Annotated in this window: 10 protein-coding genes; 6 read left to right on the forward strand and 4 right to left on the reverse strand. The window is 40.3% G+C overall.

Annotated features, from left to right (window positions below):
- Positions 1 to 160: 160 nt before the first annotated feature.
- Together CALSC_RS18150 and CALSC_RS18155 are read left to right on the forward strand one after the other, a co-directional pair.
- Positions 161 to 1,069: an alpha/beta fold hydrolase gene (locus CALSC_RS18150; protein WP_088242700.1), complete on the forward strand. Its 909-nt coding sequence runs from the start codon at positions 161 to 163 to the stop codon at positions 1,067 to 1,069.
- Between the two features lie 50 nt (positions 1,070 to 1,119).
- On the forward strand, positions 1,120 to 1,962 hold the full coding sequence (locus tag CALSC_RS18155; protein WP_088242701.1) for an alpha/beta fold hydrolase: 843 nt from the start codon (positions 1,120 to 1,122) through the stop codon (positions 1,960 to 1,962).
- A gap of 120 nt (positions 1,963 to 2,082) precedes the next feature.
- On the opposite strand, the gene CALSC_RS18160 is transcribed toward CALSC_RS18155, so the two are convergent.
- The 3 genes from CALSC_RS18160 to CALSC_RS18170 all read right to left on the reverse strand — a co-directional run bounded on the left by CALSC_RS18160 (position 2,083) and on the right by CALSC_RS18170 (position 6,005).
- Positions 2,083 to 2,718, reverse strand: coding sequence for a transaldolase family protein (locus tag CALSC_RS18160; protein ID WP_088242702.1), 636 nt, complete (start codon positions 2,716 to 2,718; stop codon positions 2,083 to 2,085).
- A gap of 82 nt (positions 2,719 to 2,800) precedes the next feature.
- Positions 2,801 to 4,414: a murein biosynthesis integral membrane protein MurJ gene (gene murJ, locus CALSC_RS18165; protein WP_088242703.1), complete on the reverse strand. Its 1,614-nt coding sequence runs from the start codon at positions 4,412 to 4,414 to the stop codon at positions 2,801 to 2,803.
- A 133-nt stretch (positions 4,415 to 4,547) separates the two neighbouring features.
- Positions 4,548 to 6,005: an LCP family protein gene (locus tag CALSC_RS18170; protein ID WP_200817680.1), complete on the reverse strand. Its 1,458-nt coding sequence runs from the start codon at positions 6,003 to 6,005 to the stop codon at positions 4,548 to 4,550.
- 116 nt (positions 6,006 to 6,121) lie between these two features.
- Here CALSC_RS18170 and CALSC_RS18175 point away from each other — a divergent pair, with 116 nt between their 5' ends.
- The 4 genes from CALSC_RS18175 to CALSC_RS18190 all read left to right on the forward strand — a co-directional run bounded on the left by CALSC_RS18175 (position 6,122) and on the right by CALSC_RS18190 (position 11,074).
- Complete coding sequence (locus tag CALSC_RS18175) at positions 6,122 to 7,186, forward strand: mannose-1-phosphate guanylyltransferase (protein ID WP_088242705.1); 1,065 nt, start codon at positions 6,122 to 6,124, stop codon at positions 7,184 to 7,186.
- A 134-nt stretch (positions 7,187 to 7,320) separates the two neighbouring features.
- Entirely contained in the window at positions 7,321 to 8,967 is a 1,647-nt protein-coding gene (locus tag CALSC_RS18180) for an ABC1 kinase family protein (RefSeq protein ID WP_088242706.1), read from the forward strand.
- A gap of 169 nt (positions 8,968 to 9,136) precedes the next feature.
- Positions 9,137 to 10,117: an ABC transporter ATP-binding protein gene (locus CALSC_RS18185; RefSeq protein ID WP_088242707.1), complete on the forward strand. Its 981-nt coding sequence runs from the start codon at positions 9,137 to 9,139 to the stop codon at positions 10,115 to 10,117.
- A gap of 168 nt (positions 10,118 to 10,285) precedes the next feature.
- On the forward strand, positions 10,286 to 11,074 hold the full coding sequence (locus tag CALSC_RS18190) for an ABC transporter permease (protein WP_088242709.1): 789 nt from the start codon (positions 10,286 to 10,288) through the stop codon (positions 11,072 to 11,074).
- 213 nt (positions 11,075 to 11,287) lie between these two features.
- Here the strand turns inward: CALSC_RS18190 and CALSC_RS18195 are convergent, their stop codons facing one another.
- Positions 11,288 to 13,525, reverse strand: coding sequence for a GumC family protein (locus CALSC_RS18195; RefSeq protein ID WP_088242708.1), 2,238 nt, complete (start codon positions 13,523 to 13,525; stop codon positions 11,288 to 11,290).
- Between the last annotated feature and the right edge of the window lie 501 nt (positions 13,526 to 14,026).

Consider the following 14,026-nt stretch of genomic DNA (forward strand, 5'->3'; position numbering starts at 1 on the left):
TTACACAATGTCATTGCGAGTATAACGGAGTGAAACGAAGCAATCACAAGGGTTAGGATTACTTCGCGTAGTTCGTAATAATGGTAAATATTTTTGTTTGATTACTTATAACCAAACAAATAAGTAGCTAGGGGCAATTAAATATAAAGCGGAGGCTGGGTTGAATACAGTTGTGCAGTGGCAACAAAAGGTTGGGAATCAGAGGGATTGGGTTTGGCGGGGTTGGCAAACTCGCTATACCTTCATTCGTCCCCATGAGAAATCTAGTAAACAAGTGCCAATGATTTTGCTCCATGGTTTTGGTGCTTCCATAGGTCATTGGCGACATAATTTGCAAGTGTTGGGCGATCGCCATACAGTTTATGCTTTAGATATGCTGGGTTTTGGTGCTTCTCAAAAGGCTCCTGTTAGTTATAACATCAAGCTTTGGGTAGACCAGGTTTACGATTTTTGGCAAACTTTTATCCGCAAACCAGTGGTATTGGTAGGAAACTCCATTGGCTCTTTAATTTCTTTAGCTGCGGCTGCAACTTATCCAGAGATGGTACAAGGGGTAGTGATGATGAGTTTGCCTGATCCTGCTTTAGAATTAGAGGCAATCCCCGTTTTTTTACATCCTGTTGTCGCCGCCATCAAAAATTTCATCGCTTCACCATTATTGCTGAAACCCTTGTTTAAGATAGTTCGCCAACCAACTGTGTTGCGCCGTTGGGCTGCGATCGCCTATGCTAACCCGGAAGCTGTCACTGATGAATTGATTGACATTTTAGCCGGACCTCCTCAAGATAGAGGTTCTGCTCGGGCATTTGTGGCTCTGTTTAAAGCGACTATCAGTGCTAACTTTAGTCCCAATGTCAAACAAATTTTACCAAATTTAACAATTCCCATGTTATTAATTTGGGGACAGCAAGATAAATTTGTTCCCCCAGCCCTTGCTCAACAATTTGCCCAGTACAATCAGAATTTACAGGTATTGCAGTTGGATAATGTGGGGCATTGTCCCCATGACGAGAACCCAGAAGAAATAAATCGGGTCATTTTAGATTGGATCGACAGCAACTTGGTTTAATGGGAATTGAATCTTGAAACACCCATAATTGCTTCCTATCTCAAATTGCCATGAATCCGATACGCCAAAGTTTGTCTCTCCCAGATATTCAACTTTCCTACTTAGAATGGCATCAAGGGGAAAAACCCCTACTACTACTACATGGCTTAGCAGATCACGGCCTAGTTTGGTCTAGTTTGGGTGATTATTTGTCAACAGATTATCATATTGTTGCCCCAGATATGCGGGGTCATGGTGATAGTAGTAAGCCAGAAACAGATTATAAATTTGCAAGTGCGATTGCGGATTTATCAGCTCTTATGGATCATCTTGGGTGGGAAACTACCGATGTAGTCGCACATTCCTGGAGTGGTAAATTAGCTTGCATTTGGGCAAGACAAAATCCCCAACGGTTGAAGAGTATGGTGTTAGTAGACCCCATTTTTGTTTGGAAGATGCCCAGTTTTCTCAAACTGACATTTCCCTTATTATTTCGAGTTCTTTCCTCTCTCCAGGGAATGGGACCATTTACTAGTTATGAATCAGCCCAAGCAAAAGCCAAACAGTTAACTCAATACAAAGAATGGACTCCCTTACAACAACAAGTATTTCAAACAGGTATAGAACAAAAAGCTGATGGTAGTTGGGGTAGTAAATTTACTATAGCAGCCCGCGATCGCATTTTTGCAGAAGTAATGCTAGTTCCTGGCTTAACTGCTCCTGTAGCAACTCCCACTCTGTTTGTCCAACCAGATAGAGGAGTGAACCGCTTCGACTCCCAACTCAAGCCTTACAAAAAATACTTAACCAATTTACGTCTGTGTCCCATACCCGGTAATCATTGGCCATTTTTAAGCGCACCAGATACTTTTAATCAAGTTGTAGGGGATTTTTTGCAACCAAGGAAGGAATGAGGGAGTGTGGGGAGAATAAAGAAGTAATAAGCTTTTTGCCTTTCTCTCTTTCTCTCTTTCCCTCTTTCCCTCTTCCCCCTGCTCCCTGCTCCCTGCCTCTTCCTTCTGCCACAGATGATCTCACACAAGTCCTTTGCCATTACTGGCAAATTCGTCAATAGTTTGTAACGAAAGTTCATGATTAGTTAAAGACTGTAGCATATTCAAAGGCAAAGTCAGATGATCTGCACCAGCTTTCAAAGATGCCACGGCTTCCGTAGGAGATTTAATACTAGCCGCCATTATTTCTGTGGTACTACTCGCCAAAACACTCTTCATATCAGCAACTAAAGCCACTCCATCCCCTAATAACCTAGTGGCTCGATTCACATAAGCAATTGCATATTTTGCTCCAGCTTCCCCAGCTATAGCGGCTTGTGCTGGGCTATATATACCTGTGACTGCACAATCAATTTCCTCGGAGAGACAAGTAACTACCTGAAAACCCACTAAGGATGCAGGAATTTTCAGTACTGTTTGTTTGCCGAGAATCTCAAAAGCTTGTTCACCTTCCCCCACCATTTCATGGAAGTCTGATGAAACAAGTTGATAAAAAACCGATCCCGGAGTTAGTGCTGCCAGTTTTTGCAATGTATTTGCGACTGGCAAATCAGTTTTTCCCAGTAGAGTGGGGTTAGTAGTAATGCCCTTAACCCACCCCAATTCTTTGGCAGCTTGGGCTTCAGCGATGATTGCCGAATCGAGATATATGCTCACGTTTCTCTCCTGCTCAAGGTTAAGGTGCATATCGCAGCTATGTACAGATATAAATATTATTCCACTAGACAATATTTACCAACTATTTGATCAAACGCCGACGTATTCCGGCAACAAAAACATTCACTTCTGGTAGTTTCATGGCTGTTGTGATCGCACCAAATACGCATAAACCCACTAAACTAGATATTATTAATTGTAATAGCATAATGGCTAAACCATTTGTACCTAGGAAGTGCTGACACAGTTGCAAGGTTGCAAAACTAGCTCCACCGGCAACTATACTTCCTGCCGCCAAGCCAAAAATAGGTAGGCCCCATTGCACCAAAGGTAACCCATTGAGCTTGCGATTCAGTATAAATAACAACATGAATATAGAACTACAATTAACTCCTACCGTTGCTAATACCAAGCCAGGAGCACCAAAAAACTGGATGAGAGTATAATCTAAAACAATATTTAACCCAATATTTACCATGCTAATGCGAAATGGCGTTTGACCGTCACCAAGGGCATAAAATACCCGCACCAAGACATCGCGCCCCAAATAAACGAACATGCCGATCCCATTAGCCACTAATAGAGAAGATACTAAATTAGAATCCGTACCTCCGAATGCACCTCGTTCGTATACAACCTTAACAATGGTTACAGAGAGACTTACCATTAATCCACCCAAAGGTAACATGGTAAAAGCGGAAAGCAACAATCCTTGGCGAATACGCAACTTAAGTTCTTGCCAATCACTAGGATCGGTGAGCCGAGAAAACAAGGGCAATAGAGGTACTAAAATCACATTGGAAATAATTCCTAATGGCGTTTGCACCAGTAAACTAGCATTTGCCAAACCTGCTGCTACCCCAGTAATAGGAATTAAAGAAGCAAAAAACAAATCTGTGTAGAGGTTAATTTGTAACATTCCCGAGGAAAAGGTCGCCGGGAGCATAATTCTCATCACATCCCGTACCCCTGGGTGGTGAAAATCAAACCGCAATCGCAATTTACTCACCCCGGTTTTAACTTGGGCAATTACTTGGACTATCCATTGCAAAGCAGCTCCAATCACCGTGGAAATTGCTAAAACTATTCCTCCTTGGACTACGTATTCTGTTGTGCTAATTTTATTACCAACTTGTAAAAATAAAATGCCGATTCCCAAAACCACAGACACACTGGAAAACAAGGGACTAATGGAAGGTAACCAAAATTGGTTGGCAGCATTGAGAACTCCAAAACCAATGCCAATCAACCCTGCTAACACCGCCATCGGCGACATAATCCGCAATTGTTGAATAGCGATCGCTCGCACAATCTCTTTCTCTGGCACTCTTAAACCAGGTGCAAATAAATCAATGATATTGGGGGCAAAAATTACCAATATAATTGCCACAACTACTAGGATTACACCGACAATAGTAGTAATAGTTTCTACCAAAGGCGCAGCATCCTCATCATCTTGCTTAGATAAAACACTGACGATGGCACTATAAAATGGACCATTGATCCCCCCTAGTAATATCAGCAGAAAACCAGGGATAGTATAAGCATAATTAAAAGCATCAGCAGCTGGTCCCAACCCAAACGCAGCAGCGATAACTAACTGGCGTACTAAACCAAAAACTTTACTAATTAGAGTAGCTGCGGCAACAATTCCCGCAATTCCCACAATCGAACGAGCAGCTTTTTTTTGTGTCACAAATAATTTCCGGCAAATACCTGCAAATATTTAACCTGAAATTTAGCAGTTTGTCAGGAAAATTAATAATCAGGAGTTATGAATTATGAATTGTATTTTCCCTCCTTCACTCCTTTACTCCCTAACTCCTCCTCTACCGCCAATCTTTACCAATACGAATAGTAATATCAGATTCAAGATCCCCAGTAGCGGAAACCTCCACAGTTCCAAAACCCAAAGTTTGTTGTATTTGTTCTCCGGCTTCTAAGTTGCCCTTCTGAACAATAATCTTAGTACTGCTGCGGTCATCTGCCCAATCAGCGACTGGGTAAGCCTGAGTAAAACCACGTTGTTGGAAGTAAGCGATCGCATTTTTCGCCAATTGTGAATTACTTGTAGCATTCTGTACAGCAATCTTTAAACTAGTGAGCGATCGCTTATCTGGTTTCAGCCCTCCCACAGTCACTCCCACATATTCATCTAATAGCTGAGCCTTACCCGTCAAATTTAACCAGTAGCTATCAGGATCTCTACTTAAACGGCTGAAAGTGCCAGGTAGCATGGTCATTTGTAACTTATCCTGTTCTAAGTTCAAACTGAAGTTGACCAATGCCATTATTTCTTCCACCTTCAAGTTAGTATCCAGGTATTTACCCATCATCCGAGTTAATTGGGGTAATTTGGGTAAAACGCTGGGACTTAACAGACGTTCCCTTAACCCTACAAGCAAAGCTTGCTGGCGTTGTACCCTTCCTAAATCACCCGTTCCTTGTTCTCGAAAACGGGCAAAATCCAGGGCCTGTTTCCCATTCAGAGTTTGCCAACCACTAACTAAATTAATATCTAATCCACTGGTTGCATCCTGATAAACCATTGGTTGAGGTACAAAAACCTCAACTCCACCCAACTGATCTACTAACTCTTGTAGTCCATTGGTAGATATACGTATATAGCGATGAATGGGGGCATTACTTAAAGTGCGGCTGACCATTCGTGCAGCTAATACAGCTCCTCCATCAGCATTCGCCTTGGAGACTTTCGTTAAACCTTTTTCTGGGATCGCAATCATGGTATCCCTAGGAATGGACAGCACCCTCACAGTTTTGTTGTCTTTTTCCGGATTAAACCTGACCATTAGCATCGTGTCGCTTTGAGCCGTAAAACTTTCCGGTGAACCATCCACAGCATCAGGTACTGGTTCGACCCCCAACACCAAGATATTCATCGGCTGTGTCAGCTTATACTCAGAAATATTACGCCATAATTCCCCAGCAATGGACTGTTTTCGATCATTTTGAGCCCAACCTAGTTCTTCTTCTGTTTTGTCCGTACCGCTCCACAGAGGAGTCCAAAGAGCTAAAGTTGAGACTAGTAGCCCTGATAAAGTTAACCCCACAAAAATCGTCAAAATCCAAAATAGCCACCTGGGTATACTTAATCCCAGCCGATAATAAAGCTGACTGGGTATAGAACCAGTAGAACTAGGAGAATTGCGAACAATGTTTGCTCTTGGCTCCTTGATAGTTCTCTGACTAGATAACTTTTTAATTTTTTGCTTGATTTTTTGCTTAGTTAACCGATTTTGTTTACTTCCCTGAATTTGTTTAACCACAAATAACTCCCCACTCAACCACTCACATAATAGAGTTATGTTAATGCAAGCTACCCTTGCCAGTAGAAAAGACCACAGTAAACTTGAAATATTCTCAAATAAATTTTTATGACAATATGAAAATCTCCTTGTTTCCCGTCATTCTTGCCGGTGGTAAAGGCGAACGTTTTTGGCCATTAAGTCGCCAAGATCGCCCCAAGCAATTTCTGAGTCTAGATGGCAGTTCTGAAAGTCTTTTGCAGGCTACCGCAAATAGACTTTTATCCTTAGCTGATGGTTGGGAAAATTTATGGGTTATTACTTCTAGTCAAATAGCACCAGGAGTAGGAACCCAACTACCAAAGTTACCATCTCAGAATTTATTAGTTGAGTCACAAGGAAGAGACACAGCTGCTGCTGTTGCTTGGGCAAGCCTAGAAATCAAAAAACGTTATGGAGAAGATGCAATTGTTGGGTTTTTCCCTGCTGACCACTGGATTACTGACCATCAAGAGTTTACACATACTTTAAATGCAGCAGTGCAACTTGCGGCAAGCGAACCAGCAATTGTGTCTTTAGGGGTAGAACCAACATTTCCCTCAACTGCCTACGGCTATATTGAACAGGGCGAAGAGTTTGGTCACTTTGATAATTTGCCAGCCTATCACGTCAACCGCTTTACTGAAAAGCCTAACAAGGAAACAGCAGCAAATTTTCTAACCACAGGTAGATTTTGCTGGAATACCGGGATATTTATTTTTCGTGTAAGTGTTGTACTTGACGAAATGCATATTCATGCTCCGGAAATTATTGAACCTATTGAAAAATATGGTCCAGATATTTATTCCCAACTACCTAAGAAAAGTATAGACTATGCACTCATGGAAAAAACCAGTTTGGCATATGTTTTACCTGTAAAATTTAATTGGGACGATCTAGGTGATTGGAATGCTGTTGAACGTTTACTCAAACAAGAAAATAATCCTAATGTCGAAATGGCTACCCATATCAACTTGGATACTCAAGGCGCAATTGTGTATGCTACCGATAAAGACGATGTAATTGCTACTATTGGTTTAGAGGATGTGGTGATTGTGCGCGATCGCAACATCACTCTGATTGTCAAAAAAGACCGGACTCAGGAAATTAAGCAATTAGTCAACAAGCTCAAAGCTGATCCGAGATTTACCTCCCTACTCTAAATCATGTTTTTAGCTAGTGTAATAGATCTAGATATTCACTAGCTCAGAAATTGCAAAGCTTTACATCTGCTTTAAACAATAGCTTTCTTTACACCGTGGCTTACTAATCCCTAGGTTTGCCACTCTTAAAAATTATGTTCCTCACTCAAACAGTTCCTCGTCAACGAGAAATCATCGAAATCTTGCTCCGTAATGGTTGGGATTATATGCGGAGGTTACTCACAGGTGGCAAAACCGATGAACCCCAATTACCTACACCTGCTGTTCTCAAAAATATCTTGGTGGATTTGGGGCCTGTTTATATCAAATTAGGTCAACTACTTTCTACCCGCCCTGACTTGCTGAATGCTGATTATATTGAGGAATTATCAACACTACAAGACGAAGTACCACCAGTACCTTGGTCGGATATAGAAATTGTAATCCGCCAACAATTACAAACTACTTTATCAGAAACATTTAGTAGTATTACCCCTGAACCCATAGCGGCAGGTTCCATTGCTCAAATCCACCGAGCAACACTGATTGAAGGTGGGGAAGTGGCAGTCAAAATTCAACGTCCGGGAATTGATATTACTGTTGCCAAAGATATTGCTCTGATACAGGGAATTGCTGATTTAGTCGCTCGCACTGAATTTGGGCAAAATTACGAAATCAAATCCATTGCGGAAGAATTTTGTCAGGCATTAGAAGCAGAATTAGACTTTACCAGGGAAGCTAGCTTTACAGATCAATTGCGGCGTAATTTATCCCACAGTTATTGGTTTGATCCCCAGCAAATAGTAGTGGCAGAAATTTATTGGAATTTCAGTTCCCCCAAATTACTAGTTATGGAATGGATCGATGGTACACCTATATTGTCAACAAATTTTGACAATATAAATATTGAAGGAGATAAAATCACGCCCCAAAAGGCAATTACCACTTTACTTTTTCGTACCTTTTTCCAACAGATATACGTTGATGGCTTTTTTCATGCCGATCCCCATCCAGGAAATCTATTTTATCTTCCTGATGGGCGTATTGCTCTATTAGATTGTGGCATGGTGGGTAGGCTCGATCCGCGCACCCAGCAAATATTAACTGAGATGTTATTAGCAATTGTTGACTTAGATGTACAACGGTGTGCCCAATTAACTTTACAGTTAGCAACTTCTACCCAAACAGTAGTTTTATCTAGCCTGGAAAATGATTACGATCGCATGTTGCGGAAATATTACAATCTCAGCCTAGCTCAGATGAATTTTTCCCAAGTCATTTATGAAATTCTGCAAATTGCCCGCAACAACAAAATTCGCCTGCCCAGTAATATGGGCTTATATGCCAAAACCATAGCAAACTTAGAAGGGGTAGCAAGGACATTAAACCCCGAATTAAATTTTGTTGATGAGATTCAACCATTGATTACTGATTTAGTTAGGAGGCAAATACTTGGCAATAGTCCCATGCGCTCCCTCCTGAGAACAGTATTGGATCTTAAAAGCCTTTCTTTACAATCTCCTCGTCAAATTGAGTTAATCCTAGATCGAGTCACTTCAGAGACTTTCAAGTGGAACTTATCCATCCGGGGTTTAGATAGCTTACGCCGTACTATGGATGATGCAGCCAATCGCCTTTCCTTTAGTATTTTAGTGGGTTCTCTGATCATGGGTGCAGCAATTATTTCCAGCAGAGCCCAGACGGCTCAGTTATTATTAGTCAGTAACATATTATTTGCTGCGGCGAGTTTATTAGGGTTGTGGTTAATTATCAGTATTTTGCGATCAGGTCGTTTGAATTAGTCAACAGTTATCAAAACTTAGTAGTACAGAATTGTAACCTAAGTATCCCGATATCGTAATGATTGCGACAGATGGAAAGAAAAGCTTATGCAGTGACTCTTTCATAATCCACAATCTAAAATCCAAAATGGTATAACTGCTAACCGCTCTAACTGTTAAGCGAAAATCTATGTCTACCATCGTTGCTCACCATCTCAGCAAAATATATCCCATCGCCATTAAGGAACCAGGTTTTAAGGGTACTATCGCCCATTTTGTTCGCCGCACTTACCGTTCCATAGCCGCAGTCTCGGATATCTCCTTTGAAATTGTCCCTGGAGAGGTGGTAGGTTTTTTAGGACCCAACGGTGCAGGTAAAACCACTACTTTAAAAATGCTGACTGGACTAATTCATCCTTCGAGTGGAGAAGTTCAGGTGGCTGGATATACTCCCTTCCATCGTCAAGCAGCTTTTTTGCAAAAAATCACCTTGGTAATGGGTCAAAAGCAGCAGCTACTATGGGATATTCCAGCGATGGATTCCTTAAGAATTAACGCCGCCGTCTACAATATTTCGGAACCAGAATTCCGTCTGCGGGTAGGTGAATTAACAGAGATGTTGTCTTTAAAAGGTAAGTTAAACCAACCTGTACGTAAACTCTCCTTGGGAGAACGGATGAAAGCCGAATTATTAGCAGCACTCTTACACCGTCCTCAAGTTTTATTTTTAGATGAACCGACTTTGGGATTGGATGTTAATGCTCAGGTGGGAGTCAGGGATTTTTTACGTCAGTATAATCAACGTTATCAGGCAACGGTATTATTAACTAGCCATTACATGGCTGATATAACTGCTTTGTGTCAAAGGGTACTAGTCATTCACCAAGGTAAATTGATGTATGATGGTAGCTTAGATAAATTGTTAGAACGCTTTGCTCCTTACAGGGAAATTCATTTAGAATTAGCTCAACCCTTGCCCAGGGAAAATCTACTACTCTATGGTGATGTGCAACATATTGATGGGCGATCAGTGAGCTTTATAGTACCTCAAGAAAATCTCACCAAAACCGTTTCCCAAATTTTATCCCATTTGGAAGTTATAGATTTAACGGTGAGCGAGCCACCCATAGAAGAAACAATCGGACGAGTATTTCAAACGGGGATAGTTTAGTTGAGGCAGTCTCAATCCAAAATTTTATCAGTCCTTCGAGCAAGGCAGAAGGCAGTCCCGATGAAAAATAATTTGCAACACCAATTATCTAAATAGAATTTTTACTTGCCCCTGCTCCCTGCTCCTCTGCCTTTTTCAACCTAGAGCCTGCTTAAGTCCATGCAATACATCAAGCAAATTACGAGAAAAGCCTTCACCTTGCTTTCTGTCTACTACGCTTATATGGTGGAATACCGTGCCGAATTAATCCTGTGGATACTTTCCGGCTCTTTACCTATTATTCTTATGGGTATATGGATAAAAGCAGCACCAGGTGGGCAATTTGGATTTACATCTGTGGAATTTGCCCGTTATTTCTTCGCAGTTTTTTTAGTTAGGCAAATAACAGTTGTGTGGGTAATTTGGGACTTTGAGAAAGAAGTCGTAGAGGGTAAACTTTCACCCAAATTACTCCAACCCCTAGATCCAGCATGGCATCATTTAGCTTCTCATGTTGCAGAAAGAATAGCTCGTTTCCCTTTCGTAATTATACTCCTAGGATTATTTTTCTTACTCTATCCTCAAGCATTTTGGTTGCCTAATCTAGGAAATTTATTATTATTTTCCTTGGCTGCTACCTTGGGATTTGCACTAAAGTTTCTAATTCAATATACCTTTGCCATTTTTGCTTTCTGGACGGAAAGAGCTAGCGCCATCGAAAATTTTTGGTTGTTATTCTATTTATTTTTGTCAGGATTAATTGCCCCTTTAGATGTTTTTCCCCAATCTGTACAAGCAATTATCTTATTTACACCTTTCCCTTATTTAATAAATTTTCCAGCTAGTATTTTAGTTGGTTTACCAGTGAACTTAAAGGGAGGATTTTTGTTAATACTAGGTTGGCTATTGTTTTTTTTCGGCATTAATCGCTGGTTATGGCGACGAGGATTAAAACATTATTCTGGGATGGGAGCCTAATACTATTTTGGATTTTGGATTTTGGATTGTGAAAGATTTATTACATAAACTTTTCTTTCTTTCCATGTGTCCCAATCATTTTTCTCTCTTGGTACAAGTACTCCCAGGGAGAAGCCAAAAGTATAAATTAAGTCATTATTTGCGGAGATACTATGTAAATAATTACTAAATCTAAATGGTGAAATAAATCATCCCACCCTAGTTCTCTCAATCCTATGACTTTTGAGCATAATGGTAATATTTATCGTAGTAACGGCTAAAACGACTCTTATCACCATTAACAACCATCCCCAAAATATTCACCCTGGACATCCTCAAAGTATCCAAAGTTTGTTTCAGTGCCGAACGGTCTGTTTTTTCCATCCTGTTGACCAAGATGAGACCATCTGTATTTGGTGCTAACAAACTAGCATCCGCAAGACCAAGGATAGGAGGAGCATCATATATTACCAAATCATATTTGTCATCAAAATCTTTCATTAGTCCTCTCATCTTCTCGGATGCCAGTAATTTTGTTGGATCCGGTGGTGTTTGTCCAGATGTGAGGACAGAGAAATTCCGACTAAAAGGCATTTGCTGAATCACTTGCTCTTGGGGCATATCGGTGGAAATTAAATTAGTCAACCCCCATACATTTTTTAACTGAGAGATACTGTGAATTTTGGATTGACGTAAATCTGCATCAACTAACAGTACCTTCTTACCCATAGCTGCCGCTATTTGTGCTAGATAAAAAGCAACGGTGGATTTTCCATCTCCAGGTATTGCTGAAGTAATTACAAAAGAGCGTATTTGGCGATCGCTGCTCAATAATTGAATATTAGTATGTAGAATTCGAAATGCTTCCAAAAATTGTGGAGATTGAGTAAGATACACATCTTCTTCGATACCATGATTTTTGGCATCAACTGCCACCCTGCTAGAAATTTCCGAAGAAACCCATTCTGTAGTACTCTCTGAAGATAATTTTTCTTGAGTAAATTGGCGATCGCTTTTTTTATAACTTGCCTTGTGCAGTCCTTTATCTAGGGGAATAGTTCCCAATATTGGCAGCTTCAACTTTTGCTTGATATCTTCTAGTGAATGGTAAGTATTATCCAACTTCTCAATCAACAAAGCACTACCAATTCCCAGCAGTAGACTAGCTACTAATCCCAAAATCAGACTCCGTTGTATATTTGGAGATACAGGATTTTGAGGTACATTTGCTGCTTGCACTAATTGCCAAGGAAGTTCTGTTTGTGCTGCTTCTATTTGCAAATTCTCACGGGTATTGACAAACCGTTGAAGACTCTCTTGAGCAACCTTTAATTGTTGCTGCAATTGCGTATATCTTCGTGCCAATATCGGCAGTCTTTGAAATTGTATTTGTAACTGTTGCTCCGTTTTTCCCAGAATTTGACTGCGCTCTTGCAAACTCCGGATTTCCGTCGCTGCTTCTGCTAGTTTTAGTCCTACAGCTCGGTTTGCTTCTTGGCGTAAAATTGGCAATAATTTATCTCTTTTTTCTCTTAAGCTTCGCATAGATGGACTATCTGCCAAGAAACGGGTAGATTCTCCCGCCAACTGAGTTTCTAACTCCCTAACCTTAACCACCAAATTTTGATATACTGGGGAACTATTGAGTATAGCTAAAGCTCCTTCTTCTCCTTGCAAGCTATTAAAATTAGCCCTAGCTTTTGCTAATTCTTGATTTACAGCTACTCTCTGCTCTGACAATAGTTTTATTTGTTCGTTTATCTGTGTACCCCGGCTACCTGGATCTATAAAATTATTTTTACGGCGGAATATTTCTAGTTCTTTTTGCAGATTCTCAAACCTGTTTTTTATAGTGGGGAGTTGTTGATTTACAAATTGCAGACCCTGACGTAATTTAGTTTGGCGTTTTTCCAGACTGTAATTGAGATAGGAATCCGCCATATGCTGCAATATAATCTTGATCTTTGCTGGATCTTGGTTGCGATAACGAACTTCTATTAACTTTGTATCCCCCAAGCGACTAATGGTTAAATCATTCAGTAGATTAGCATAATCAATCTCTGGATAACTAACCTGTAACTGTTTAATAATATCCTTCATAACCTCAGGACTCTTGAGAACCTGAATTTGAGATTCATAGTCCAGCCCTTGCTTACCTGTCAGATTGGAATTTCCCTGCACTAAGTTTGGTAAGCCATTAGTCTCATTACTTACAGGTTCTACCAACAATCGGAAGTTCCCTTCATACTCTGCTGTTTTAGTCAGAGTAACCCCAGAAACCACAGCCATGACAAAACTTGCCACCCCTGCAATAACTAAGGCTCTCCGCCGAGCTAAATCGAGAAAATTCCGCAAATCCCAATCATCAGCTTGGCTCTCCGACCACGGGAATGGTTGCTGCGTTTCTAGCATGGAAAATGCAGGTTTTCCATTCCGTTCAGGTGTTGAAAGGTGATACAAAGAATTACTCATTTTGATTTGTATTTGCAGTTAATAAGACAATAAGGTCGATATTAGTGGATGCACATCACTCTAGATGAATAAGAATATACGTGAATCTTGTAAACAGGGTTTTATTTTCTTATATGGCTATTTTTATCTTCTCGTCTAAGTTTCTTTTAACTCCAGACTGTGTAACTCTATATTCTAGCAGTTTGTATATCAGGATACTTCAATTAAGATGATTTAGGTTCAGAAGGTAAATTCAGCATCAGATTTTATCCATATTTCCATGATTAAGTTTTGTCACCAACCATCTTGTAACAAATTTTATACAACGCAGTCTGAATGTTTTATACAGTGGCAACCGAAAAAAGTCATAATCTCTGTATATTCTGTTCTAAAATTGTGCTCGCAGCCTTCAAAACTTATCAAAGTCTTGTTTATTGTAGCTAACTTATCAGATTAGATCCGATATCAAGTTTGCTTTGACCAATGTTTATTTGTCAAGGTAAGTAGTAATTTTAATGACTG

Source organism: Calothrix rhizosoleniae SC01, from assembly GCF_900185595.1.
Taxonomy (GTDB): Bacteria; Cyanobacteriota; Cyanobacteriia; order Cyanobacteriales; family Nostocaceae; genus Calothrix_A; species Calothrix_A rhizosoleniae.